Origin of the sequence: Brevibacillus laterosporus LMG 15441, from assembly GCF_000219535.2 — a bacterium.
GTDB lineage: Bacteria > Bacillota > Bacilli > Brevibacillales > Brevibacillaceae > Brevibacillus_B > Brevibacillus_B halotolerans.
The window spans coordinates 1,626,728-1,651,296 of the sequence record NZ_CP007806.1; the positions used below are offsets into that span (position 1 = coordinate 1,626,728).

28 protein-coding genes and 3 tRNA genes are annotated in these 24,569 nt (G+C 38.7%); 21 read left to right on the forward strand and 10 right to left on the reverse strand.

What is annotated here, in order from left to right; genetic code table 11:
* Positions 1 to 531: 531 nt before the first annotated feature.
* A complete protein-coding gene (locus BRLA_RS07580; RefSeq protein ID WP_003338040.1) occupies positions 532 to 1,440 on the reverse strand; it encodes a DMT family transporter in 909 nt (302 codons plus the stop codon).
* Positions 1,441 to 1,539: 99 nt separating this feature from the next.
* Here BRLA_RS07580 and BRLA_RS07585 point away from each other — a divergent pair, with 99 nt between their 5' ends.
* The 5 genes from BRLA_RS07585 (at position 1,540) to BRLA_RS07610 (ending at position 6,440) form a co-directional block, all read left to right on the forward strand.
* A complete protein-coding gene (locus tag BRLA_RS07585; RefSeq protein WP_041752011.1) occupies positions 1,540 to 2,406 on the forward strand; it encodes a LysR family transcriptional regulator in 867 nt (288 codons plus the stop codon).
* A 289-nt stretch (positions 2,407 to 2,695) separates the two neighbouring features.
* Positions 2,696 to 3,292, forward strand: a complete 597-nt coding sequence (locus BRLA_RS07590) for an RNA polymerase sigma factor (protein WP_003338038.1) — start codon at positions 2,696 to 2,698, stop codon at positions 3,290 to 3,292.
* Entirely contained in the window at positions 3,246 to 4,940 is a 1,695-nt protein-coding gene (locus BRLA_RS07595; RefSeq protein WP_003338037.1) for a DUF4179 domain-containing protein, read from the forward strand. The genes BRLA_RS07590 and BRLA_RS07595 overlap by 47 nt, the downstream gene beginning before the upstream one ends.
* Before the next feature lie 177 nt (positions 4,941 to 5,117).
* Positions 5,118 to 5,972 (forward strand): alpha/beta hydrolase, encoded by an 855-nt coding sequence (locus tag BRLA_RS07600; RefSeq protein WP_003338036.1) that lies wholly within the window; start codon positions 5,118 to 5,120, stop codon positions 5,970 to 5,972.
* Positions 5,973 to 6,209: 237 nt separating this feature from the next.
* On the forward strand, positions 6,210 to 6,440 hold the full coding sequence (locus tag BRLA_RS07610) for a hypothetical protein (RefSeq protein WP_003338034.1): 231 nt from the start codon (positions 6,210 to 6,212) through the stop codon (positions 6,438 to 6,440).
* A gap of 407 nt (positions 6,441 to 6,847) precedes the next feature.
* Here the strand turns inward: BRLA_RS07610 and BRLA_RS07615 are convergent, their stop codons facing one another.
* Entirely contained in the window at positions 6,848 to 7,168 is a 321-nt protein-coding gene (locus BRLA_RS07615; RefSeq protein ID WP_003338032.1) for a hypothetical protein, read from the reverse strand.
* Positions 7,169 to 7,307: 139 nt separating this feature from the next.
* Between BRLA_RS07615 and BRLA_RS07620 the strand changes: the two genes are divergently transcribed.
* The 5 genes from BRLA_RS07620 (at position 7,308) to BRLA_RS07645 (ending at position 9,719) form a co-directional block, all read left to right on the forward strand.
* The gene (locus tag BRLA_RS07620; protein WP_003338030.1) at positions 7,308 to 7,760 is read left to right on the forward strand and encodes a YaiI/YqxD family protein; all 453 of its coding nucleotides are present in this window, start codon (positions 7,308 to 7,310) and stop codon (positions 7,758 to 7,760) included.
* Between the two features lie 2 nt (positions 7,761 to 7,762).
* Complete coding sequence (locus tag BRLA_RS07625) at positions 7,763 to 8,422, forward strand: phosphatase PAP2 family protein (protein ID WP_003338029.1); 660 nt, start codon at positions 7,763 to 7,765, stop codon at positions 8,420 to 8,422.
* Between the two features lie 172 nt (positions 8,423 to 8,594).
* Positions 8,595 to 8,667 (forward strand) — tRNA-Thr (locus tag BRLA_RS07635).
* Positions 8,668 to 8,979: 312 nt separating this feature from the next.
* A complete protein-coding gene (locus BRLA_RS07640) occupies positions 8,980 to 9,432 on the forward strand; it encodes a hypothetical protein (protein ID WP_003338027.1) in 453 nt (150 codons plus the stop codon).
* Positions 9,420 to 9,719: a YxcD family protein gene (locus tag BRLA_RS07645; protein WP_003338026.1), complete on the forward strand. Its 300-nt coding sequence runs from the start codon at positions 9,420 to 9,422 to the stop codon at positions 9,717 to 9,719. The genes BRLA_RS07640 and BRLA_RS07645 overlap by 13 nt, the downstream gene beginning before the upstream one ends.
* A gap of 71 nt (positions 9,720 to 9,790) precedes the next feature.
* Here the strand turns inward: BRLA_RS07645 and BRLA_RS07650 are convergent, their stop codons facing one another.
* Together BRLA_RS07650 and BRLA_RS07655 are read right to left on the reverse strand one after the other, a co-directional pair.
* Positions 9,791 to 10,819 (reverse strand): cytochrome d ubiquinol oxidase subunit II, encoded by a 1,029-nt coding sequence (locus BRLA_RS07650; protein ID WP_003338025.1) that lies wholly within the window; start codon positions 10,817 to 10,819, stop codon positions 9,791 to 9,793.
* Positions 10,816 to 12,138 carry a cytochrome ubiquinol oxidase subunit I gene (locus BRLA_RS07655; RefSeq protein WP_003338024.1) on the reverse strand — a complete coding sequence of 441 codons (1,323 nt, stop codon included), beginning with the start codon at positions 12,136 to 12,138 and terminating at the stop codon, positions 10,816 to 10,818. The genes BRLA_RS07650 and BRLA_RS07655 overlap by 4 nt, the downstream gene beginning before the upstream one ends.
* A 160-nt stretch (positions 12,139 to 12,298) precedes the next feature.
* Between BRLA_RS07655 and BRLA_RS07660 the strand changes: the two genes are divergently transcribed.
* The 6 genes from BRLA_RS07660 (at position 12,299) to BRLA_RS07680 (ending at position 16,643) form a co-directional block, all read left to right on the forward strand.
* Positions 12,299 to 12,385: transfer RNA gene (locus BRLA_RS07660), tRNA-Leu, on the forward strand.
* A 9-nt stretch (positions 12,386 to 12,394) separates the two neighbouring features.
* Positions 12,395 to 12,468, forward strand: a tRNA-Gly gene (locus BRLA_RS07665).
* 365 nt (positions 12,469 to 12,833) lie between these two features.
* Positions 12,834 to 14,135 carry a helix-turn-helix domain-containing protein gene (locus tag BRLA_RS07670; RefSeq protein WP_003338023.1) on the forward strand — a complete coding sequence of 434 codons (1,302 nt, stop codon included), beginning with the start codon at positions 12,834 to 12,836 and terminating at the stop codon, positions 14,133 to 14,135.
* Positions 14,132 to 14,272, forward strand: coding sequence for a hypothetical protein (locus tag BRLA_RS23935; protein ID WP_154071878.1), 141 nt, complete (start codon positions 14,132 to 14,134; stop codon positions 14,270 to 14,272). Before BRLA_RS07670 ends, BRLA_RS23935 begins: the two co-directional genes overlap by 4 nt.
* Positions 14,273 to 14,589: 317 nt before the next feature.
* Entirely contained in the window at positions 14,590 to 15,381 is a 792-nt protein-coding gene (locus BRLA_RS07675; protein WP_003338022.1) for a C39 family peptidase, read from the forward strand.
* Between the two features lie 59 nt (positions 15,382 to 15,440).
* On the forward strand, positions 15,441 to 16,643 hold the full coding sequence (locus BRLA_RS07680; protein ID WP_003338020.1) for a hypothetical protein: 1,203 nt from the start codon (positions 15,441 to 15,443) through the stop codon (positions 16,641 to 16,643).
* A 479-nt stretch (positions 16,644 to 17,122) separates the two neighbouring features.
* Here the strand turns inward: BRLA_RS07680 and BRLA_RS24560 are convergent, their stop codons facing one another.
* Together BRLA_RS24560 and BRLA_RS07685 are read right to left on the reverse strand one after the other, a co-directional pair.
* Positions 17,123 to 17,356 (reverse strand): hypothetical protein, encoded by a 234-nt coding sequence (locus BRLA_RS24560; RefSeq protein WP_236867810.1) that lies wholly within the window; start codon positions 17,354 to 17,356, stop codon positions 17,123 to 17,125.
* A 290-nt stretch (positions 17,357 to 17,646) separates the two neighbouring features.
* On the reverse strand, positions 17,647 to 17,880 hold the full coding sequence (locus BRLA_RS07685) for a helix-turn-helix domain-containing protein (protein WP_041752015.1): 234 nt from the start codon (positions 17,878 to 17,880) through the stop codon (positions 17,647 to 17,649).
* Positions 17,881 to 18,645: 765 nt separating this feature from the next.
* Between BRLA_RS07685 and BRLA_RS07690 the strand changes: the two genes are divergently transcribed.
* A complete protein-coding gene (locus BRLA_RS07690; RefSeq protein ID WP_003344249.1) occupies positions 18,646 to 18,813 on the forward strand; it encodes a hypothetical protein in 168 nt (55 codons plus the stop codon).
* A 293-nt stretch (positions 18,814 to 19,106) separates the two neighbouring features.
* The gene (locus BRLA_RS07695) at positions 19,107 to 19,238 is read left to right on the forward strand and encodes a sporulation histidine kinase inhibitor Sda (RefSeq protein ID WP_003344248.1); all 132 of its coding nucleotides are present in this window, start codon (positions 19,107 to 19,109) and stop codon (positions 19,236 to 19,238) included.
* Between the two features lie 89 nt (positions 19,239 to 19,327).
* Here BRLA_RS07695 and BRLA_RS07700 read toward each other — a convergent pair whose 3' ends face one another.
* Positions 19,328 to 19,828: a hypothetical protein gene (locus BRLA_RS07700; RefSeq protein ID WP_003338014.1), complete on the reverse strand. Its 501-nt coding sequence runs from the start codon at positions 19,826 to 19,828 to the stop codon at positions 19,328 to 19,330.
* Positions 19,829 to 20,075: 247 nt separating this feature from the next.
* Here BRLA_RS07700 and BRLA_RS07705 point away from each other — a divergent pair, with 247 nt between their 5' ends.
* Entirely contained in the window at positions 20,076 to 20,336 is a 261-nt protein-coding gene (locus tag BRLA_RS07705; RefSeq protein WP_031309229.1) for an Fpa/YlaN family protein, read from the forward strand.
* A gap of 55 nt (positions 20,337 to 20,391) precedes the next feature.
* On the opposite strand, the gene cax is transcribed toward BRLA_RS07705, so the two are convergent.
* The gene (gene cax, locus BRLA_RS07710) at positions 20,392 to 21,438 is read right to left on the reverse strand and encodes a calcium/proton exchanger (protein ID WP_003338012.1); all 1,047 of its coding nucleotides are present in this window, start codon (positions 21,436 to 21,438) and stop codon (positions 20,392 to 20,394) included.
* A gap of 125 nt (positions 21,439 to 21,563) precedes the next feature.
* On the opposite strand from cax, the gene BRLA_RS07715 reads away from it, so the two are divergent.
* Positions 21,564 to 21,818, forward strand: a complete 255-nt coding sequence (locus BRLA_RS07715; protein ID WP_003344245.1) for a hypothetical protein — start codon at positions 21,564 to 21,566, stop codon at positions 21,816 to 21,818.
* A 93-nt stretch (positions 21,819 to 21,911) separates the two neighbouring features.
* Here the strand turns inward: BRLA_RS07715 and sleB are convergent, their stop codons facing one another.
* Entirely contained in the window at positions 21,912 to 22,637 is a 726-nt protein-coding gene (sleB, locus tag BRLA_RS07720; protein ID WP_003338010.1) for a spore cortex-lytic enzyme, read from the reverse strand.
* Between the two features lie 251 nt (positions 22,638 to 22,888).
* Between sleB and BRLA_RS07725 the strand changes: the two genes are divergently transcribed.
* Positions 22,889 to 23,230 carry an Asp23/Gls24 family envelope stress response protein gene (locus BRLA_RS07725; RefSeq protein ID WP_003338009.1) on the forward strand — a complete coding sequence of 114 codons (342 nt, stop codon included), beginning with the start codon at positions 22,889 to 22,891 and terminating at the stop codon, positions 23,228 to 23,230.
* Positions 23,231 to 23,325: 95 nt separating this feature from the next.
* Here BRLA_RS07725 and ftsW read toward each other — a convergent pair whose 3' ends face one another.
* The gene (ftsW, locus tag BRLA_RS07730; RefSeq protein WP_003338008.1) at positions 23,326 to 24,489 is read right to left on the reverse strand and encodes a putative lipid II flippase FtsW; all 1,164 of its coding nucleotides are present in this window, start codon (positions 24,487 to 24,489) and stop codon (positions 23,326 to 23,328) included.
* Positions 24,490 to 24,569 lie beyond the last annotated feature (80 nt).

Consider the following 24,569-nt stretch of genomic DNA (forward strand, 5'->3'; position numbering starts at 1 on the left):
GAGGGTGGACGTTTTTGGCTAATCCCGAAAGGAGGAGCGATCCCTTCTAGGAGAAATCCTGATAACATCCACTACTAATATGACAAGTCTAAAGACAGAAGATAGAGTTATCGTTGATGGCGGACAGGTGGGTGTTCGCCTTCTATATTTTAGGGCATTATTGCTTCGACGTTAAAAGTAAAATGTTTAACCCGGAGAAAAATTTATGAAATGCTACTAACACGTGCTAAAGCACGATCTATCCTAAACATTACAGAACGGATGCTACTGCTTTGAAGTAATACTAATGGCGTCATTGTTCGTTCCGGTTGGCGTTCGGCGTTGTAATCATATCGGTATGACGCGCATTCTGTAAATTTAGGATAGATACATACTTTATAAGCCAGGGGTAGCATAGAGCTTACTTACATACCTCTCCCTTTATATGCTGGCTACTTTTTTGTAAAATAATGATTTTTTTCACGGATATACAATATATTTACTTTTTTAAAAATATTTAGTGAAACAGTACAGTAGAAAGAGCAAGCTAGCTTATCGATGCATCGCAAATTTTGACGTTTTGCCAATACGTTTCGGCTTAAAATTAACCAAAACGATGCTTCCAGTAATCAATAAAAGTCCAACAATCAGCTTATATGTCACCTGTTCATGTAAGAAAAGCACGCTGAACATGACGGAGATGAGTGGAATGAGAAAGGTAAAAGCGCCCACCTTACTGGCTTCGATTGTTGCGAGCAGTTGAAAATAAACTAGCCAGCCCAATGCAATGACGAAAATTGAGATAAAAAGAGTAACAATGATAAACGAGGTATTCCAAGCAATATCAGACCAGCTCTCAATGGCTGAACCTGAACCCAGCATGACGATGCCGCCAATTGTAATTTGTAGGGCCGTCATCCAAACAGAGTCGACCTGAGCTGCTGTTTTTTTCGTATAAACCGTCCCACAGGCCCAGCTAATGGCAGAGGCGATAGCGAATAGAATCCCCCATGCTGACATATTCCCACTAAACCCATCTGTAGTTAATGAGGCAACGCCGAAAAATCCGAGTAAAAGACCGAGAATTTTTAATCCGTACATGGATTCTCCAAGCCAAATCCAGGAAAAAACCCCGAGTAGCACAGGCTGAAGGAATACGATAGCCGAGAACAATCCGGCAGGCATGTACTGTAAGCCAATGGTTTGAAAGCCATAGTAGAGTATGATGTTCAAAGCTGAGGAAATGAGATAGATATGCCACGTTCCTTTTAAATGAAGCTGTTTTCGTTTCCATACAGCAAAGGAAATGAGAAGAAGGCCGCCGATAAATGTCCTCAAGCCAGCGAACAGCAGTGGCGGGGTATAGGTTAATGCGTATTTGGAAAGCGGCCAATTAACGCCCCACATAAGAACCAAAAATGCGAGATATAGACCTGCCTTTATACGAGATTGTTGAAGCATGTATATGTCACTCCTTGTCTTGGTGTCATTGTACATGATAAAATGATTTCTCATATAAATAAAATGAATGTTTTTTATAGGGGGCATATCATTTTTGTTATGACACATGCACAAATAGAGTTATTCGTCAAAATTGCTGATACTGGGAGCTTCACCAAAGCAGGTCTAGAACTAAATATGACGCAGCCTGCCGTCAGTCGTTCCATCTCTACACTTGAAGCGGAGCTGGATGTAACTCTTCTGATTCGGGATCGGAAAAACGGTATTATGCTTACCGATGTAGGAAAACGCATTTTAGTTTTATTTCGGGATATTTTACAGTCCTTCGAAAAAGTACACCAAGAAATTGCAAGTGAAAAAGGTCTTGAAATCGGCACGATACGTGTTGGTGCATTTCCAGTGGCGTCTGCTCACTTTTTACCCAAAATAATTAAGGTCATGGCTGAACAATATCCTCAGTTGGAGTTTGTGATCTATGAAGGAACCATCGATGAAATTAAAGAGTGGCTAGAAACCCGGGTAATCGATGTTGGTTTAATTATCCCGCCGGACGATGAATTTGAAACGATACCGTTATTTCGAGAGAGAATGTATGCGGTGATAAGAGATGACCATCCCCTGCAAAATCGCCCAGTTATCTCTGTCAAAGATCTGAGCAACGAGCCGTTGATTAGCTGTAAATCAGGTTACGAGCCGCCTATTGTTGACTTGTTTAATCGAGCACGAGTAGACCTGAGGATTCGATTTGTGGTCAGAAACGTCAACTCAGCGCTAAGCATGGTACAGGAGGGACTTGGAATTGCGGTGCTGTCGGAATTATCGCTTTGGGCGCTTCCGCCTAATGTTCTCAAAAAAGAACTGGAGCCAGAAGCATTTAGAGACATTCGTTTGGCAGTTCCTTCATTGAAGGAGTCTTCCAATGCCGTTCAAACGTTTATCCAAACGGCACGTAAGCTCTTTGCCTAAAGCTTTTAAAAGGGGGCTTATTGCTGTACAGATAAAGCAAAGGAGTGAGGAATACCAGCCTCACTCCTTTTATTATGCAAGATAGGGTTTAAATAAGGATTATCCATTAATGTTCAGTTTTTTTGTCGCAATAGAATCGGGTATCTTTCGCGAAATAGTTCAAATTATAATGTTTTGAAAAATTTTTTGAAAAGTTTAAGAGGGGTCTCCTTTATTTTTCGTTATATATAAATGAACAGACAAAAAGGTAAGAGCTGCGCAGCCCCTTTTTGGAATGGGAGGATAGTCAATGCAGGAAGATGAGGAGATTATAGAGCAAATCTTACAGGGCAACAAAGAAATCTATGCTCAAATTATTCATAAATATAAGGGTAAAGTGGCTTCCATCCTTACGAAAATGCTAGGTCATTCATCAAATATACAAGACATTGTTCAAGAGATTTTTATTAAGGCATACTACCATTTGCCAGAATATCAATCACAACAAAAATTTTCGGCATGGCTATATCGTATCTCCATTAATCGTGGACTAGATGAGGTACGCATGCGAAAAAGAACCCCGTTAGTTAGTGACCTAACCTTTGAAATAATGGATAGCTATACACCTGAAAAAGCCTATCTGGACAAGGAGCAAAAAGAGTTTTTGCAGCATCTTTTATTACGTGTTGACGACGAGTATCAAACCATTCTTGAGATGCACTATATTCAGGATTTAAGCTACAAAGAAATTAGTGAAAAATTATGTGTATCGATGAGTACGGTAAGAATGCGGCTTTCTTATGCTAGAAAAAAGGTAAAGGATGAATTTATTCGGATGAACAAAAGGGGGGAGTTTATTTATGAAGTGCCTGAGCCAAAAGCATCTGATAGCATACATGCACGATAAGCTTCCTGCAACGAAGAGAGAGCAACTAGAAAAACATCTGGATTATTGTAGCGATTGTCAAAAACAGCTAGAGCAATTTGTTAATGAATTGGATAGCATTGGTGATGACGGATGGATAGTCGATTCGTTTTCAGAAACGTTTGAACAAGACATCATAAATAAAATCCACCCTTATCCGGTAAGTGTGTTGAAACAATCAGTCCCACATAAGTTGTCTCCAAAAATGAATTGGAAAAAAAGGAGTATAGACATAATGAAAAAAATGACGATTACGGTAGCTGGATTGGCATTGGTTGTATCTTTAGGAACGCTTGTTTCTCCTACTTTTGCTACCTATGTAAGTGGATTGTATACCGGTCAGACAGATGCTGGTATACATGTTGTTTCGACGAAAAACAGCTTATTTTCTGACTACAAGAAAGCTGATAAAGGTCTTATACATGCTATACAAAAAGGATATTCAAAACCTTTGGATTTGTCTGTTACAGATCAAGGGCTTACTTTTGAAGTAAAAGAGGTTCTAGCCGATCCCTTGCGAATTGCCATGGTTATTGGTGTGAAGGATAGCAAGGGAAATCGTTTAGATGCAAGCGAGTTGTATGATGAAGAGGAAATTAGCTTGAAGGATAAAAAGGGAAATGTATTGAAGCCGAATCAGGAGCTTGCTAATGATCCTCTTTATAAGCAGGAATCAGATTTTTGGGCTTACAATATACATGGTGATTATATCGTGCTAGAGCGGACACTATTCGATTTTTATGGGAAAGAAAATGCTTTACCAGATGAAATGAACGTTGAACTTACTGTGAAAAAATTAGGTGAAACGAATGGGAATTGGAAAATACAGGTTCCGATTGAGATGGAAAAGGCCAAAGAGGCAACAAAAATGAAAAAGATTAACCAGGAATATACCAGTCCTCAGGGATTAAAGATTAGTTTGAAAGAGGTCGTTTTTGCTCCAAGTGGTACTCAACTTATTATGGAGACAACAGCTAAGGGGGCAGATAAAGAGTTTACCTATGAGCTTGTTGATGAACAAGGAAAGAATATGGCTGCATGGGAAAGTCCTTACTTAAGAGGAACGCCTCCTGTTGATGAGCCTCTTTCTGAAAAGAATGGAAGCAGTAATAAAAATGTATTAGATTCTCTCACAGAGCGTATTAGATTAGCAGAAGGATCAGATAGATGGTTCCATACGTTTACCCCTACTTCAGAGAAAATGTCCTTTAGGCTTACCTCACTCTTTCTACGTGAGACAGCCAATTTTCAGGCGAAATTGAACATAGAGAAGCTACAAAAAGAACCTATAAAAGTTGAGGGGCAAGGGAATCTCTTCCGTTTTACAAAGTATAATCAAGACGAAAAAGCAGTGAAGGGGGGAAGTAGTATTGATTTTGAAGCGGTTTTCCCAAAAGATTTCATAAACGTGAGTGGATGGAAAATCAAGGATGAAACTGGGGAACGAATAAATAAGGTTTTCCACTCTGAGAAGACAACGATCACCCCAAATGGAAATATCCAATTACAAGGGAAGCTGATATTTGATAATAAAGGCAAGCTTCCAAAAGAGCTTACCATTTCCTATGATAAAGTATTAAAACAAAACCACAATGTACAGTGGGAAGTGCCTTTTCATCTAGAGAAATAATGCTAATCGCTACAATAAGTCATATTACCGTTATGTCAAGCTGTCCAATTTGGACGGCTTTTTTTCTTGAAGAAGCAATCTTTAGTAACCGGGTAACATTTTTTCTAAGTTCCCACTTTCGTACACTAGGCATATGGTATAGGCAAAAGCAACAAAACAAGAAGCAGGTGACCAAAAATGTACGAAGGTCTAAGAGAAAACCCGTTTTATCCTGAAGGCGATCTTGGAAAAATGTCATGGCAGCTGTATCCTCACCAGCATTTCAATTATCCTTATCCAGATAATTATCCTGACTCTTCGCCTATTACCTTTGTTTTAGTTCACGGTTCTTGGGGGGATTGTAGCTATTGGCATAATACAGTCGAGGAACTGTATCAGATGGGTAACTCAGTATATACTCCAAATTTACCGGGACATGGTAGCGATACAAATAAAGCGGTAACTCACGAAGATTATGTTAGGTCCGTCGTTGATTTTATAGAGAAGAGAAATTTATGTAATATTGTTCTTGTCGGGCATAGCTTCGGGGGAACGGTTATTTCTAAAGTGGCAGAAAAGATTCTCAAGCGAATTAGACGGCTGGTGTTTATGGACGCGTTCGTTGTACAGAATGGCTATAGTGTCGCGGACGAGATACCACCCGAGGGAAAGGCTCTCTGGGAGGAGCTTGCCCAAAAATCACCTGACAATACAATTATGCTACCTTTTCTAAATTGGCGGGAAACGTTTATGAATACAGCCGATCTTGAACTGGCTACAGAGATTTATCAAACCGTCACACCAGAACCAGCGGGGCCATTATTTCAAAAGCTGGATCTATCGGTATTCGATAGCTTGGATATTCCCAAAAGCTACTACTACCTCACAGAGGATATAGCGGTTCCACAAGGGGAGCAGTATGGATGGCATCCACACATGTCCAACCGACTTGGATTGTTTCGGTTAATTAAATCAAAAGGGGATCATATGACATCCTTTTATACCATGCCGTCCATGATTGCAAAAAATCTGGTCAGAGCAGGTAGAGATTAATGAAAATGTAAGGTATTTTTGCTCATTACTTGATCTATTTTGCTTGGCTTATTCCAAATTGTTTTGGAGTAAGTCTTTTCTTGTAAAAAAAATTTATTTTCCCTATAAGATTTTTGCTTCATTTTGAATAGCAAGGATAGAAGGATTTTACGTAAAGATTTTCTCTTTACCAACGCTCCATTTAATGCCATAATGTCGCCATACAGTGTCAATAATAGACAGGAGTGAAATGAAAGAATGAAACGCATTACTTTTCAAACCCCGAATGAGCTTGCCGATTATGGACGTGAGCGCGATGTAGCAATTACTGTGGAATATCGCGATGAAAATGGAAAGCAACGTCAAGTGATCCTATCTGATGAACGTTTAGCCGAAATTGGAGAGTATTTGGCAAAACCAAATGCTATGGCGTATTTTAAAGAGGAGAAAATCTTCTATGAAGTAAATGCTGCATGGCTTCGAGCCTGATAAAAGTAGCACGTTGTATCTGAATACATACTCGATATGGCGTTTTTGTGGGTTTATAGCGCTGTTTATTTGGTTGGATGTACGTCCAACCTCAGCTTTATATTACCTGAATATTCTGTTGATAATAGGGGCCGGGATTTAGCATTACAAGTCTGAATACATGAAGCGGAAACCCTTTGAAAGCGAACAGAAAAAAATTAGTTTGAAAATCGGAGCGATTCTTCTCTTGCTTTCGTGAAAAAGTAGTCATAAAACCCATTTTCCCTTTGATAGAAAGGTTCAATGGGTATTCTTGTTTTTATTAGGTATTAGTGATCATGTCGTATAAAAAACGGACGAAACACATAGCTTCATACATATTTTCATACACAAAACGCCGATCTGCTTACACCCCAAGCATAGAAATATCACCCGTGTATTTCAGTCGGTTCAAAATCCTGCTGAATACGAAACCAAATGTTTAGATCATTGATTGCACTCGCTAACTCAGTAATTTCAGAATTAAGCTCACACGAACGTTCAAAATCCTCTTCCTGATAGAGCTCCGCTTGTTTTTGGTTAATAACAGCTTCAAGAGCGATCACGCGATCTGGTATTCTAGAACGAATTTCTTCCCATTTCAACAAGATATCGGCCCTCTCAGCAGGATCGTATTCTTCCCATTCCAAATAGAGAAAGGGAAGGAGAATGCCAAGCCGCTCCTCATGTTTGAATTCATAACGTACCACGTATCTGACTCCCTTCAGCAAAGCATGCTATAATTATCGTATACGAAAAAGAGCAAATAATATAGAGCTATGCTACATAAAACTGCATATATAGAAAAGCTGATGTATGCAGGATACAGTTATATGAAAGGAATATAATATGAATCAAAAATCTAGAGTCTTAATAGATGCAGATGCTTGTCCCAAAAAGGCTCTCCAGATAGCAGTCGAGCTATGTCAACTATACGGCTATGAGCTGATCACCTTCGCTAGCTATAACCATCAATTTCAGCATGATAATCATGTGGTTGTAGATGCAGGCTCACAAGCAGTGGATATTCGTTTAACGAATGAAGCGAAAGCAGGCGATATCGTGGTGACGCAGGATATTGGTTTGGGCGCTATGGTAATGGGGAAGGGGGCCAGAGCCCTGACACCACATGGTAAAATTTTCACTTCAGATAACATTACATTTGATTTAGAAGTACGTAATGAAAAGGCGAGATTCCGACGTGGCGGTGGACGAACAAAAGGACCGCACGCTAGAACTCCAATGGACGACCAACATTTCCGGGAAGCACTGACGCACCTGATACAGGGGGGAGGCGAGTAGTGATGAAAAAAGACAGGATGCAAGACGCCTCACCCTTTCATAGCAGGTTTTCTCTATTGATAGCAGCTATTTTATTTATCGCTTTCTTTTGGATAACCTATCTGGTCATTGGGCTCGGTTCTCATGTGATGGATGAATGGGGTATCATGATAAGTAAGGAAGTACGCAAGCCCTACTTAACGATTATTATGCATGCTATTACCCAATTGGGAGATGTGTACATTTTAGTGATTGTGGTAGTCCTGTTTGTCACAGGCTGGTGGAAAAAGCATCGGATAGAGTCCTGGTTTTTTCTGGGGACGCTAGCTTTTGGGTTTTTAGGAAAAGAAATTCTAAAAAGAACGATTATGCGCGAGCGGCCTTTTGATGTAAATTTGATTGATCTTCCTTCCTCATGGTCCTTCCCTAGTGGGCATACGACCTTTAGTACCTTATTTTTTGGAATGGGAGCCTATTTGCTATGGAAGCATCAGCGTGGGCGTACAAACGCATGGATTTGGCCGATGATAGGCATTGCCATTCCTTTATTGGTTGGATGCAGCCGAATTTATTTAGGAGTGCATTTCTTCAGTGATGTTGTGGCAGCTTGGTTATATTCTGCTGGATGTATCCTTGTATCAGCCTATTTGTATGAAAGAAGACAGGTACGAGCTCTAAATTAGGTAAGGATGAAAAAAAGAAGTGGCCAAACGAACTCTGTTGACATATAAATGGGAAGTATGGCAGGGTAAATATTAATTGTTGCATTTATCTGGCTATTACTCGGTAGCTCAATGGTGGAGCAACCGGCTGTTAACCGGTAGGCTGACGGTCCGAGTCCTGCTGAGGAGCCATGCTCCTGTAGCTCAGTCGGTAGAGCGTTTCCATGGTAAGGAAGAGGTCGCAGGTTCGATTCCTGTCGGGAGCATTCCTTTCTCCGTTATAGATTGATGAGGCGTGACCTAGCAGGGTAGCGTCTCTTTTTATTGAGAAAATTATTTTTTACAGTTTTACTGTTGCTTTTTTCTGGAAAAAAGCGAAATCTGTGTTACAATGATATGCATAAACACTTATATTGTGTTGGTATGCATCAGCCTGCAAAAGAGTTGTTACTTTTGAAAACGATACACGGCTGGAAGAGTCATTCTTCTTCAAAAAACTTCTTACATGGTGAAACCTTTTACCTGTCTGATCGTATACCTTACTTATCAGTCGAAAAGAGAGGGGAATATATCTTATTATGAAAAGAAACAAGCTATTGATGGTCTTCATGGCATTAGCATTAATGTTTACGACCGTTGGAATAAACGCTCATGAAGTAGACGCAAAGCGCGGTGGTGGATACAAGTCTGGTTCGAAATCATTCCAACCTACACAAAGTACAACTACTCCAAAATCTAATGCAAAGCAAGATCAAAACGTAAACAGCAAAACAAACACTACTGCACCAGCAGCAAATACTGCTAGCAAAAGCGGCGGTTTCATGAAAGGCTTATTGTTTGGTGGATTGGCAGGTATGTTGTTTGGTGGTCTGTTAGGTCACCTAGGTGGTTTTGGAGCGTTTGCTGCCGCATTATTGAATATCCTGATGCTAGTAGGGATTGTCTTGCTGGTGGTTCGTCTCTTCCAGATGGTGCGAAATAATAAAAACAATAATAAATATAAGGAACAGGAAAACCGATGGAAACAATAAGACTATTAGAACAGGATCTTATTAACGCAATTTGTCTTTACATTGCCGAGAAAAGAGAGATCGAACCTTATCAGGTAAATGTCGAACTGATGTGGGATGAGGAATATGGTTATTCTGCAGAAGTGAATGCGAACGAGCGAGAGCAGGTTCTGATTGAGGCCAATATGCTAGAGGCCCTGCGCAAGTACTTGCGTGATCAGATGGAGCTAGATCCATTTTCAGCCCGCATTCAGCTAGATATTGATGATGAAGAGGGCATGATCGCTCTTGTTTCCTACAACGAATGATAAAAAGCCACGTGGAGTATCTACACTCTGCGTGGCTTTTTGCGTGTGTAACTACATTTTTAGGTAGCCTATTACGACTTTTTGGCTTCTCTTGTATCATTCATAAATAAACGCCAGAAGTATAGAAAGCCCGGAGTAAGAATAGCAAATCCTACGATATAGACAACAAACATAGCCCGAAAATTATTCGGATGTGTGAAGCCTGATTCGATCGTAACATTTGGATAAACCAAATAAGGAAGATGAGCTACACCATAGGCGTAGCTGGCTAACAGGTACTGAATGATAGCAGCAATGGTAGCGAAGCGTGGGAAGCTAAGCCAGCCTTTTCGTCTAGATGTAGCATATAACAATGCGTAAGAGAGTAGGAAAAAGCCAGCAGAAGCGACGAGCCAGCCAGTCTGAGAACGCAAATTGGCATAAATCCAAGAGGCCTCGCTGGACATGGTAATTACGACCGCAATGGCCAGCACAATTGTGATAGGGCCTACAATCCGAGCATCTCTGCGATAAATTTGAAATGCTTCCCGTTCGCCAAGAACATTGGAAAAATCGGCTAGCAAAAGTGAGGAAAGAAAAAGAGTACTAGTAATCGCCAGCCCAATATACATATATTCATGTGGACTAGAAAACAGTCTGAGTAGCTGAAGCTGTTCGTAGCCGTTTTCAAGGGTAATATAACCGCCCTGTGTGATTGGCAATACACTGATTAATAGGGCAGGAATCAAGATACCCGTAATGCCTGAGATTATCGACATCATTTTACGATAATCCTCTACTACATGAGAAAAAACCAAGAAGGCACTTCGCAACAACAGCAAGAGCAATATTAAACTGCCAGGTATAATCAATACAGTGCCTAACGTATAGGTAGCTCCTGGGAAAAAGGTAACAAGTGCTATGACGATCAGTACGATAAAGACATTCGTTACTTCCCAAGAGGGAGAGAGATAACGATTAGCGATTTGGGTTGCTTTGGTCTGATCGCGATCCCGATAAATCATAGACCAAAAGCCCGCACCAAAGTCGATGGAAGCAGCGACCGAATAGATAAAGACGAACCCCCACAGCATGGTAACTGCAATAATGGTATCACTCATGCTTCTCCCTCCAAGCTGATGGGATGTCGGCGGAAATAATAGCGGAAGACTAGGATTGTTGCGATAGCCATGAACAGATAGATTCCTAAGAATAACAGAAATAGCGCACCTAAGCCCTGTGACTGGGTAGTAGCATCTGCTGTTTTCATCACACGATATAAAATCCAAGGCTGACGGCCGGTACATGCGAAAATCCAGCCAGCCTCAATACCTAGCATAGATAAAGGTCCACTTAGGACAAAAATCCACAATACCCATCGAGGATAATGAGAATGCTTGAGCCATTTTTTCCAAGCAAAACCGATAAAACCAACAAAAATGAGTGCACCACCAACCAACACCATAAAATTAAAGAGGGTATGGACAAAGAGTGGAGGCCATTCGTCCCGCGGGAAATCATTTAGCCCTACGACCATCTCATTTGGTGTATTTCCCGCTAGCACACTTAGCAGCCAAGGAATTTCAAGTCCATATTTTACTTGCTGTGTCGCCTCATCCGTGATTCCACCAATAACAAGAGGAGCATGGGTCTGTGTCTCAAATAAACCCTCTGCCGCGGCCAATTTTTCTGGTTGATATTGATGTAAATGCTGAGCAGAATCATGTCCATTGATCCCTGTCAGTAAGGAAAATGTACCACCGATGACCAGCCCCACTAATAAAGCTTTTTGATGAAAGGCATATTCACGAGACGTTTTATTGACCTTCAGCATTTTATAGGCCGCGATCGATGCAATGACAAACGCACCTGTCATATAAGCGGAAACAACGACATGCCCGGCTGTAACAAAAAAGCTAGGGTTAAAAAATGCTTTCCAAGGGTCGACGTCAACCACTTCTCCATTGACTAAATGAAAGCCGGTCGGAGTCCCTTCAAAGGCGTGAACATTGGTAATGAGCACAGCGGAAGCAGTGGCCCCAATTAAAACAAGTAGTACACTTACAATTCGCATTTGGGGAGAGAGACGATGTGCTGCATATACATAAATAGATAAAAACAAGGCTTCTAAAAAAAAAGCAAAGATTTCAATTTGGAAGGGGAGAGAGATAACCTTGCCGACGACTTCCATAAAACCGGGCCATAGTAAGGATAATTGCACACCTGAGATCGTTCCAGAGGGAATAGCGATTCCAAGTAAAATGGCCTGTCCCTTGGTCCAGCGCTTTGCCATTAGGGAATAGTCGGCGTCCTTTGTGCGCTGATACAACAGCTCTGCGATTAAAATCATTAACGGCAAGCCAACGCCAAGCGAAGCAAAGATAATATGAAAGCCCATCGTCATACCAAAGGTGCTTCTGGCGATCAGAATTTGATCCATATCCCAACAACCTTTCTCCGTAACAAGTTCCTCCTTACCTTTGCATTTTTTTCCTGTTATTATGCATGAAGGTTGGAAAAAGGCTCCATTTGGCTTTGGGTTAGTTACTTGATTTCTAAAGAAAATCGTGCTACAATATTTTTACACAAATCCTAATTTTGCGGTCATGGCGGAATTGGCAGACGCGCTAGATTCAGGTTCTAGTGGTGGCAACACCGTGGAGGTTCAAGTCCTCTTGTCCGCACCAATCATATATGCGGGTGTAGTTCAATGGTAGAACTCCAGCCTTCCAAGCTGGTCGCGTGGGTTCGATTCCCATCACCCGCTCCATAGATTTAATTTGTTAAAAGTCTTGTATATCAAGGCTTTTTTATTTTTATCTCTCTAGAGTTTCATTTCAATGGTCAAAAAAAGAAAAAATAATTGATTCTTATCAAAGAGATTAAACAATGCACTAAGGTTTGATTATGAAGTCACCTGCAAAAAGCAAGGTGGCTTTGTCATTTATCAAGATCTAAGATTTTCTGAAAATAAATAATGAATCAATCAAATAATTTTTATTATTATTTACAATATTATACATTTAAGGTATTATTATATGAGTCTAATTCTATATTATGTGATTTTTGATATGATATTTGGACTATACCGTTATTTTAAAAGGTTAATCTAAATAGTTGAAGGCAGGGGTATAAATGGAAAGAAATAAAACTTTAGTTTATACAACTTTGGGTGACCTAATTAAAGAGAAACGTGAAGAATTTGGTTTAACCATTTCAGAACTTGCTAGATTAACAAGTATTAATAAGGGTGTAATCTCTAAATTAGAAAGTGGGGAAACCAAACGACCCGAATTAAAAACAATCAGGTCTATAACTGAAGTTTTGAAACTACCCTATACAGACATTGTTCAGGAGTATGCTAAGATTGAAAAACGTGTTGAAGTTTTATTTGATCTTATGATTGAATCAATCGAAATCTCGCAATTTCAATTGATTCCTCATGTAGCTCAAAAAATTCTTGAGTCTCCTTCTGAAGAAACATATAAAGCATTGGAACGTCTTTATAATCTTACTTCCACAATCAAGAATAATGATGAAGTAAAACGGTTACTTTACTGTGTTATTATAAAATATGCTAGACAGCATGGCGTACCAATGTATATAGCTAGAGGGCTATTTCAACAATACATAATTGAGAGAGAAGATTTAAAAAGACTTGAAAAAACATTTCAAACCGGAGAAGAAATTTTACACTATGTTGACTTTTTATCCGATGAGGAACAAATTATTTTTTATTATCGAATGGCTCTTCATGCACATAATATAAAAAAATACGAAAAATGTATTGAATTGGGTCAAACAGGGATGAAAATGGACCTAACAATCAATACTCTTAAAGAGAGTGTTGCATTAGCAATGTGTAACTCTTACGCAATCCTCGAAGACTACGAAAGTTTTAATGCACATCTAGATGTGTGCGAAAAAAAGGGTTATCGTTTTATAATTGAATGTATAAAATATTACAGAGCGATCATTCTTTATAAAACAGGACAACATCATGAAGCTATTCCATTGCTTACAGAATGTGTAGAAGAGGTTGAAGGTAACAGACGATTGCACCGCCTTAATATGCTTTTAGAAGCATTATTTGAGATAAAAAATTCCCAATTAATTGGGGAACTGATAAAGTCTCAAGAAAAGCACTTCCCACTACATGTAGTTACACCTTATCAACATGCTCAATTAGGTAAGTATTATAGGTTTAAAGGTACTTATCTTATTGAAAATGGGCAGTTTGACGTCGGTATTGAATCATATTTAAAAAGCATATCCTTTTATGCTAGGATTGGATCATATCAAGACATAATTGAATGTTCTAAGGATATTTTTTATTATCATGCTTTTTTTCAGAAAAAAACGGAAATTGAAATTGCGGAAAGATTAAATGAATTGTATAGTACTGTTACATTAAAAGAAAGGAGAGGGGTTTTATGAAAAAACTTGTGATAGTCTCTGTAGTCTTTTCCAGTATTCTATCTTCATTTGTATTTATTGATATGGATAATTGTTCAGAAAAGGAATATGCGTCCTATCAAAGTATTCAAGTGTTTTTTGAAGACCCTGGGCATTAATCATGTGAAGTTTCTCCAAAGGGTACCACACTTTTTAAAGAGTGGTACCCTTTTTATTATAGTAATGTGCGAATTATGTAATAATTTGTCTGATGTTTCTTAATTACAAAAAATACAATCCGAAGAAACGATTGGTAAGATTCAGATAACAAAGAATAGGAGGTGCTTGTATTAGTGTTTATAGAACTAATTAGGGACATATTTTTTCACCTGTTTGAAGAAATAATGTCCCTTCCCCCTTAATATTGAAAAACTTTTTTCCTACTATTTAATATTAATAGAGATCTAACTAAACTATTTTCAAATGTCGAGGAAGGATGGGAATTGTGGCTATTAAAAAGAAATTAGCAGTTAAACTATTATTGACAACCTCACTTGCGAGTCTACTAATTACTCCACCAGTATTTGCAGAAGGAACTGGAGATAACCAAACGCCTACCGATGATATTAAAACACAAGAACAAATCGATGCTCTTGAAGAAAAGGAAGGAGATTTGGAAGAATTTTTTCGAAATAAGTATAAAGAAATCAGTCGTGAGGACATTCACGAACTATCAACATCAGAAATCCAACGAATTTTTAGAGAGGATGAAAAAGTAAGGGATATTATTGGCATTAAAGGATTTGAACAAGAAACTAGTTACTGGTGCGGTCCTGCTACAGTTAAACAAGTTCTTCATTATATCAATGGAAGTTCAAAAAGTCAGAAGTCTTATGCAAAGGAGCTTGGGACTACAACTGACGGTACGGACTTTTCGTTAATTGATGATGTTCTTAACGACAATCAGAGTAAAAATAAGTATGTTTACACAACTCATGATTCTGATCAAAAATATAAGTTTTTAGATAAGATTGAATACGGAATAGAACATGATTATCCAGTAGTATTGGATCTTTCTATTAAACCTGAGTATATGCCCCTCTATAAAAAGGCTGTAAAAGGTCATATATTAAATGCCTCTGGATATGATTGGAGAGATTGGGAGCTAAGATTGACTGACCCTTTTGACCAAGGTGGGAGGGGTGTAACATTAGGTAATACATGGCATCCTGCTGATGGGGTTTGGAAAGCAAATCAAAATCATTTTAGAAGTGCAGTCATTTGGTAATAGACATCCTTGGGGCTTATTAGCCTCAAGGATGTAAACTTATTTAACAGAGGTGAAAGATGAATAAATTTATTAAAATATGCCTGCTGTTGACCGTAATGTTAGTTTCTGCTTGTAGTGAACGTACTATCAATACAAAAGACAATATTGAACAGAAACAATCATCTATATCACTCCCAGAAAACAAGTCTGAGTTCATGAAGAAGTCCGACGTAATGTTCTCAGATGATAAAGCCACTCTTTCTTCACAAGAAAATGATAAATTGATTCTACCTTTTAAAATTAGAACTTATGATTTAAGAAGAGACTCGGTTGAAGGTGTTTCAGTTGCCCCAGAATATGTGAACGAAGACATAATTGCTTTTGACACATTAGATGCAAAAGAGGAGTATTCTTTTGTAGGAACTTATAATAAAAAAAGCAAGGTTTATAAAAAAATTTATGTAGCCCCAAAAGGGAAGATTACTAATTCTCTAACTGGTATTAATAAATCATTATATTGGGTCGAATATGATAGTGGCTTAAATAATGAACTTCATTGGAGTATCATTGCATATAATTTGTCAAGTACAACTAAAAAAATAATAAAATCAGGAATAACTAAGAATGAAACCGACCCTCCTATTTTAGGGGTATCAAATGGGCACATTACTTGGATAGAATACGACTTTCTGAACGAGAAAGTCATAAGTAAAATCGTTTCCTATAATCCGACAACAGGAAAAGAAGAGGTTATTGCAGCAGTTGAATTAGATGAATCGAATGGAAGAAATGGAGTATTTTTTGCTTCAATGAATGCTGTAGATGAAGGCTTTATTGTACATCAGTCAATTTTTGATAAGATCAATAGCACAAAAAAATACCGAGTTTCTTTTTACCCTAATCAAAATAATACTCACCCTTTGCATTTGTTAGAGAAGGATAGGGTTATTGATTATACGGTAGGGGGGAATTGGTTTGTATGGACAGAGGAAGGTGCGATATTTATTGCTTCATTGAAAGATGGCAGAATTAAGTACAGATTCGATAGTGAGAGTAGAAAATTGACAAATGATACACCTGTAATTAAAAATAATTTTCTTTTCTATAGATATGCAATAAATCAAATATTTGTGGTTGATTTAAACACTGGTCAACGAATGCCTATTTCTTCTAATCAGACTCTTACAAGTAAGTTGTATAAATCAGGCAGGTTTATTTCTTTCGCTCTTGATGACGACGAAAAAAATAAAGATGTGATAAAGATGTATGTTCTTGAGTGATGTTTATTAATTTAGCCAAAATATTTCTAACTGGGAAAACTGAGATGACAGGGCGGTCAAGGTAAAATATTTGTAATAAGGCAAATGGAGGCATCTATTGGTGTCTCCTTTTCGGGTAGTTTATTCAAAATAACAGGAAGGTAAAGAATGATGCGGTAATTCATATTAATAATAAACATGTTCATACTGACTTCTTGCGGAAATCAGGCGGTATAAACTAACCATGCAACAAATACGACATTAGTACATCTTTTTAACTATGGGTACTCTGTTTCTTTATTTAACTTTGGCGAGTAAACAAGCTTTTCTAAGATTAAAAATAAGGATGATATTCCATATATTAATGGAATGGTTGAAACTTATTTGATCAATAATTCGCAGTTTATGGTGTCAATGGTTGTTTCGAGCGATAAAAGAGATGATAGTAAAGTGATTGAACGTATTTTCAAGGAGTCTTTTCTTGTCAGCATCCTCATTAATTAATGCCATGATTTTTTGGGTAATAAATATCGTTCAGCTTTGATACAACATATGTAAAATTCAGCCGTTTTAATAGGGGACATTTTTCCCGATTCATTAAAACAATCCCCTAAAAACTCCTCAAAAAAAGTATCTTCTTGCAAATCTAAAGCTTGAGTAACAGCGAGTAATTGAGCAAGGGTTATTTTTTTTTGCCTATTGTTAAGGATTTGACTGATGGTGACTGAATCAATTTCAGTTGCTAAAACAAGATCTTTTTGTTTCCATCCCTTGCGATCAAGTGCCTTCTTGTAAACGTTGGCGCAATTCTATTTGGGCAATCTGATAGTTGTATTCCAAGACGTGCATTAAACCTATCCTCCTTCTATTTTTTGTGAAAATAAGGAGATTAATTTACCACATCATACTTTAAATAGATTGGGTATATAAAAATTAAGACAAATAATGGATATTTTTAAAAATATTAAGTACCTATAGATTCTTAAATACCGCAGGAGAGAGTAGAAAATCTACTCATCAATGCCTATTGTTCCCATTCCCATTCGTAGAGGTGTTCCATTCGGAAGTTTGGCATGTACATCTGAATGATGGAAGTAATGGAATACATAGCTTCTGGAGACATCAGTTTGGTATTAGTCGCATAATGCGAGATCATTCTAGCTGAATAACCTGTTCGTCTCGCTAACTCTGCTTGTTTCATACCAATAAGATTCAGAACGGGTTGTAATAGGCATTTTCCACGTATGTAAGATGCCATTACATTCATTCCCTATAGGTTTATATTTTGGCTTTTGTTTGAATCAGGGTGTTTACCATTTCATCTAGTGATAAACTTCTGTTTTCAGAAAACTAGATAAGAGGTCTTTGGAAGTCACACTGCAATCTATTCCTGACTAGAAAGGAATGTATTAGAGAATAGATGGTTTAAGAAAGATCATTATTCTATTGAGATTAGTATATTACGTAATTTGTCATTACGAAACTGACATTTTACAATTTGTGCAAATGTTTATTGTGATGACGATCTCTGAAGCAAATCACCCGCTTGTTACACTAGTCAATCGGGGCACGCAGTTGCTGATGGGCAATCTTTTAAAAATATAAGAATGGGGGATTAGAGTTAAAGAGAAAGCAATCATTTAGGGATAGAGAAGGGATTGCACTAGCATTTTTATAAAAGAGAAGGGAGATAAACGAATGGTAGGGGGGATGGTAGTTTGGCGGATTTTAACTATAACTTATGAGGTGGAGCATTGGCTTTTTATTGGAGTATCTGTTTAGGGATTAGATTTATAAAGAAGACCAAAAATGAATGGTGGTGAAAAACAGAAAATGATCGAGATATCCATAGAACAAAAAACTCAAATGAATAGAGCTTTGATTTGAATGGCAATACAAACAAAGAGAGTAGCTATCAATGCTTGCTGATTTTTTCCGCTGATGTCGATTTAACTCAGAAATTCGGGGTAAAAAGAGATAGAAGAGTAAACAAAAATTGAAACGAAATGGGCTCCTCATACGTATGGATATATATAATACTACCGGAGTAGGAATTCTGGTTGAAAGCGAGGGACATAAGGTGGAAGATAAAAAGAAAATTCGCCACATGTTATTCTTCACTGGTTCATTCGGGTTTGCTGTCTTCGCTATGGTTGTTGTCACCGAGATTATTCGTGTCTCCATGCACTAGTCTCATACTCAAAAAGCGGATATCGAACGTAAAAGTGACTCGGATAGAAAGAGAGGCGGCCATTACGGCCGTCTTTTTTTTATATGAAATCTATATTTTTCGACAATATGTAATTATTTGTGGATAATTCAAAAAAGAAATCCACAAGAGTATATATACATTTATACATCTTTTGCACAATTACCCCACAGGCTATCAACAGGATTTCCACAGCACTTGTGGATATCGGAACGATTGTTCGTTGTTTTATTAGCTGATACAATACGGTATAGAATAAAAGGGAGGTGACAAGCGTGAGATACTTAAGTGATACGATGTTGATAGAAGTATATCAACGTGCAGTCGCCCTTCATCTCGATGCCGATTTTATTTTCTTGGTAGAAGCTGAAATGGCGCGTAGGAAACTCTCTTTTCAAAGTGCTTAAGTCATGTAGGTATTAGACTTACAAACATAAACTAGAAAACGGGCAAATCGAGATAGCCACCCTATGGAAGGGTGGCACTTATTTTTTGCTTATAGCAGGACTTCAAACATTGTAATGTTATGTAGGGGTTGCTTGTTTTCTTGTAGATCTTCTGGGAAATATAAAAAGACCGGTCCTTTGTCTCGAATTGGTTTACCGTCTTTTGAGAATTGAAGAATGATTTGCTTGGATTTTTCCAGAGAAACATCTACATAATCTTGTTGCTCACGGTGAATACGTAGAGTCGTGGCGTTCGGATAAGGCTTGGCATTTTCCAAAAAAGGTGCAAATTTGATTGCATAATCGCCCTCAAGCACTTTTCGTTCTTCAACCAAGCTTTTGCGTTGACTAGGAGGAGTGGCGCCTTCCTTCATTTCTTTTTCCCAATGCAGGGATGCACTACGGATATATCTATTTGTCTCTTGTAATTCCAGATGCTCCTGCTCCTTATAAGAAGACAGTTCGAATTTTCGGTCATCAAACACCCACACGCTTGGATCAATGGTGATAGGGAATTCTACAGCTCCCTTTACTACAATCACGTCTGCCATTTTGGTCTTCCTCTCTGTTAGCCTTTTCCTACTTCATTATTGTATCGCAGGATGTAGAGTGCCGCAATGAATGTGTTGGTTAGAAGAGTTTATTGGCAGCGTTTTCACAGCCGTTTAACATATTATGCACTATGAATAAAAGGTTATCCCCTTTTCAAATGACTCGTTATGACGTACTATGTATGTATGGTAAGGACGTGTCCAAACGGAGGGATAGGTTTTGACAGACGTAAAAATTCATAACGATATGGCCAATAAAGCTTTAGCGTTATTAAGAGCAGATGCGGATAAAATATATAAATTAATTGATGTTCAGATGGAGAACTTGAACATGCCACAGTGTCCTTTATACGAAGAGGTGCTTGATACACAGATGTTCGGTTTGTCGCGTGAAATCGAGTTCGCTGTTCGCCTAGGTGTAGTAGAGGAAGATGAAGGCAGGTCTATTCTGGAAAATCTTGAACACAAATTAGCCGATTTACACGAGCTCTTTAACGAAAAAAAATAAAAACTCGCTAGGAAAGCTTTCTTTCCTTAGCGAGTTTTTGTTACGTGTGGACGATCTAATCGAAGAAGAAGGCTGTACCAAGAATTACATACACAATTAACAGCAATACTCCTTCGAACCAATTGGTTTTACCGTCTCGACAGATCGAAATCGTGATAATGGTTGATACGGCAATTGCTGTGAGCTCTGGTACAGTAAAAACGATGTTCATAGGAGACCCGAATAAGAGACTGATTAAGACCAGTGTAGGAGCTACGAACAAAGCTACTTGTAAACTAGAACCCACAGCAATTTCCACAGCTGCGCCGATACGCCCTTTCAAAGCTAGTAGGACTGCGGCACTGTGCTCCGCGGCATTTCCAATAATAGCAATGACAAAAGCACCCACAAACAGCTCTGACCAGCCAAAGGTATGTGAGACTGCTTCCACACTATGTACTAACCACTCGGATACCACAGCGACAAAGAATGTTGATAGTACCAGCATGACGATGGACACTGGCTTTGACCAAATAGCCTCGCTCTCGTATTGTTCCACATCAGTGAGAAATGATTTATGTGTGACCATCGAGAAGATCAGCCACAGTACATACGCAATAATTAATAAGATCGCAATCACAATCGACAGAGTGTTAATCTTATTAAGGGATAGCTCAGACATAAAGACAGCAGGGATAAATAACGAAACCAAAGCTAACGTCATCATGGAAGCATTGTGCCCGGCTAGTTGGCTATTAAAGATTTGTTCTTTAAATTTTAAACCACCAAGCAATACGCTTAAGCCTAAAACCAATAAAAGATTTCCGATAACAGAGCCTGTGATAGACGCTTTTACCATCTCAAACAAACCTTCTCTAACTAAAAAGAACGCAATAATTAATTCCGCGGCATTGCCAAAGGTTGCGTTTAAGAATCCACCAATGCGATCCCCTGCATAATGAGCGACATTCTCCGTAGCTTTTCCTAACCAAGATGCGAGAAAGATAATGGCTAAGGAAGCTGTGATAAACCGTAATACTTCATTTTCTGTGAAATAGTGAAACCCAGCCGCCAGCGCGAAGCTTCCCCCTACCAGCAAATAAAATAGCCGCATGCTTTTCATACCATATAACCCCTCATTTCTTACCGGTTTATTTCCCACTGTTTGTTGCAGAGATGATCAAGATTCATGAGTGCATATTCCCTTTATGTTAAAGGAAAACTAAGGAAAACGTAAGGAGGTGCTTTATGTCTGCTCCCTATTGCTGTCCGGTATGCCGCACTAATCGTATGAGATTTACCATCATACGTCAACAACCCCAATATGTTCGCTTACATCCGCAAACCGGTGAGACCGTAGAAGAATTGACGCAAACGGAATTAGATGCTTTTCATCAGCCGTATAAAGGGGATGACTATCTTGTTCAATGTGGCATCTGTGGTACCATTGAAAGCGAAGAAAGGTTTGTAAAAATGGCGCAACACTCATTTGGACCAAAATGAGCAAGCTGAAACATTATTATGTCTATTAAAAAGAGAGAAACCTGGTAATGATTTATACCAGGTTTTACATCTTTATACGGTTAAATCTCATGATTATCTACAAAAGATGTGTTTACCTATCCTTTTAATTTGCGGGCGACTCCAGATCCAAGCAGAGGTTGCTGTATCTGGATTAAAATAATAGGTAGCTCCTTCACTAGGGTCCCACCCCTTTAGAGCATCTTGAACTGCCTTTCGCGCTGTTTCATCTGGTGATAGATAAATTTGACCGTCAGCTACAGCTGTAAATGCACGTGGTTCAAACACAACAGCAGCCGGTGAATTAGGGAAGGATGGGCTTTTGGTACGATTTAAAATAACGGCCGCGACTGCAACCTGTCCGGTATACGGTTCACCGCGTGCTTCTCCATATACAGCTTGGGCCATAATTTGCAGGTCATTAGTCGAAAAGCCATTAGAAGCCGTGATTACTTGATTTCCTTTTTCTTTTGGTTTAAAAGTCCCCATCACATAATTTTTTGTTGCATTGTACAGTCGGACTTTTGTTTTATCGTCTAGCTCCCCGGTAATAGTCATGCCAAATTCATATTGAAAAAGACGCAGAGCATTTCTTGTGCGAGGACCGAAAATAGAATCGATATCTCCTGTGTAAAAACCAATATGTTTAAGCCTCTCTTGTAGTTCTCTTACATTGGTACCTGTGCTTCCTTCCTTATAGGTAGGACCCATGGTAAATGCTTGTGTGATACTTGGAATACTACTAACCAGAAATGCAGTACACAAGATTACTCCGAAACACCAATACATAACTTTTTGCACTGTATGTATGCCTCCCTTTTGTAAAAAAGCTACGTTAGTAAACGGTAGTTCGTTTTGTAAGGGTAGTTTGTCCGATTTTCTATTGGTTTAAAAGCTGGTAAAATTTTCGAGAATAGTGCTTCAAGCCTTTGCCGAAACCCGTTATAATAAAAGAAAAACATTTTTGAAGCAGCACATGATTAGTTGGGTAAACTATGTACAACAGGTAAGTAGCGCTACATAAGGGCGGTTCACATAAGGAGGCGGTAGGGATGGATTCCGTGAAAGACCAAATCAGAGTGGCAGATCAAGTAGTTGCAGTTATTGCAGGAGTAGCGGCTCAAGAGATTGAAGAGGTAGCTGTAGGCGGTTCTATTACATTTTATGATGAATGGACGAAGCGATTAGGTGCGAAGAATAACGCAAAAGGAATCATGGTCGAAATAGGAGACATGGGTGCTTCTATTACATTATGGGTTTCTGTTCGATACGGAACTATCATTAGCAAGACCTGCCAGCATCTACAAGAGAAAGTAAAAGAAACAGTGGAGTTTTTAACAGGATTGACGGTTTATGAAGTAAACGTACGCGTCGAGGGCCTCACGATTGAATAACGAGAATCAAGCATAGGTATACACAGAAATAGAAAAAATCCAACGACGAATTTGTTGCTGTCGTTGGATTTTTTATGTTTGTGAAGGGGAAAAACCTATCCTTGCATCGAGGAGCTCTGGGCATTTTTTTGTCTATTAACATCACGAGATACACTTAGTAGGATTCCCATGCTCGTCATACAAATCAACAGGGATGATCCACCATAACTGATAAATGGCAAGGGTACACCTGTCAAAGGTATAGCACCTGTTACACCACCGATATTAATCATTGCCTGAATGCTAATCATGGTAACAATTCCTGTTCCAGCCAGCGTAGCAAAGGTATCAGTTGATCGTAAGCTGATCTGCAGTCCTCGAATGATTAACAGCAGATATAAGAGCAGGAAGATAGAGGTACCGATTAGCCCCATCTCTTCAGCAATAACGGAAAAGATAAAATCGGTATATGCCTCAGGTAGATACAGATACTTTTGCAAGCTTTTCCCGAACCCTGTACCGAAGATTCCACCTCGTGCAATAGCATAGAGGGATTGAACCATATGAAAACCTTTATCTAATGGATCATTCCAAGGATTAGTAAAAGAGGTTAATCGTGCCCAAGCATGTTGTTTTACCATGATATAAGTAGTAATAAACAGAGTAGATGGAGGGACCGTAAGCAAAAAGATATGCTTAATATTAGCTCCACCTGCTATTAAGATAACCCCAGCCGTTCCTAAAATAATGGCTGCAGTTCCTAAATCCGGCTGGGCCATAATCATCAAAAAGAAAATACCCGTAACTGTCAAAGGTGGTATTAAACCTGTTTTGAAGCTTCGGAAGGCATCTCCCTTTTTGGCGATGAGGGCTGACAAATACAGAATTAATCCCAGCTTGGCAACCTCTGAGGTTTGTAAATTCATAAAGCCTAATTTAATCCATGATTGCGCACCGTTAGCTTTGCTCCCAAATCCAGGAATATAAACAAGTAGAAGTAAAAAAAAGCTACCGACGGCAATCAACAGGAAGTTTTTCTTATAAAAGGAGAAGGGGATGTTCATAACAAAGAACATAAGAAACAAACCCAAGATGGCAAAGATGATTTGTCTTTTTGCGAAGTACAAACCGTCACCTAGACATTGATCACAACCTTTGGATGTCAATATTCCGGTTTGAGCATAGATGTAGCTGGAGCTCATTACCATCGTAATGCCAAAGCCTACAAGTAGCACTGTTAAAAAAAGTAGGAGAAAATCTGGTACGCCCCGAGTTTTCATTGAAAAAGAAATCACCCCTAGAAATGAAACAGAGAGGTGGGTATGTCCTCTCTGCTTGTGTAAAGTATTTGAACAAACTG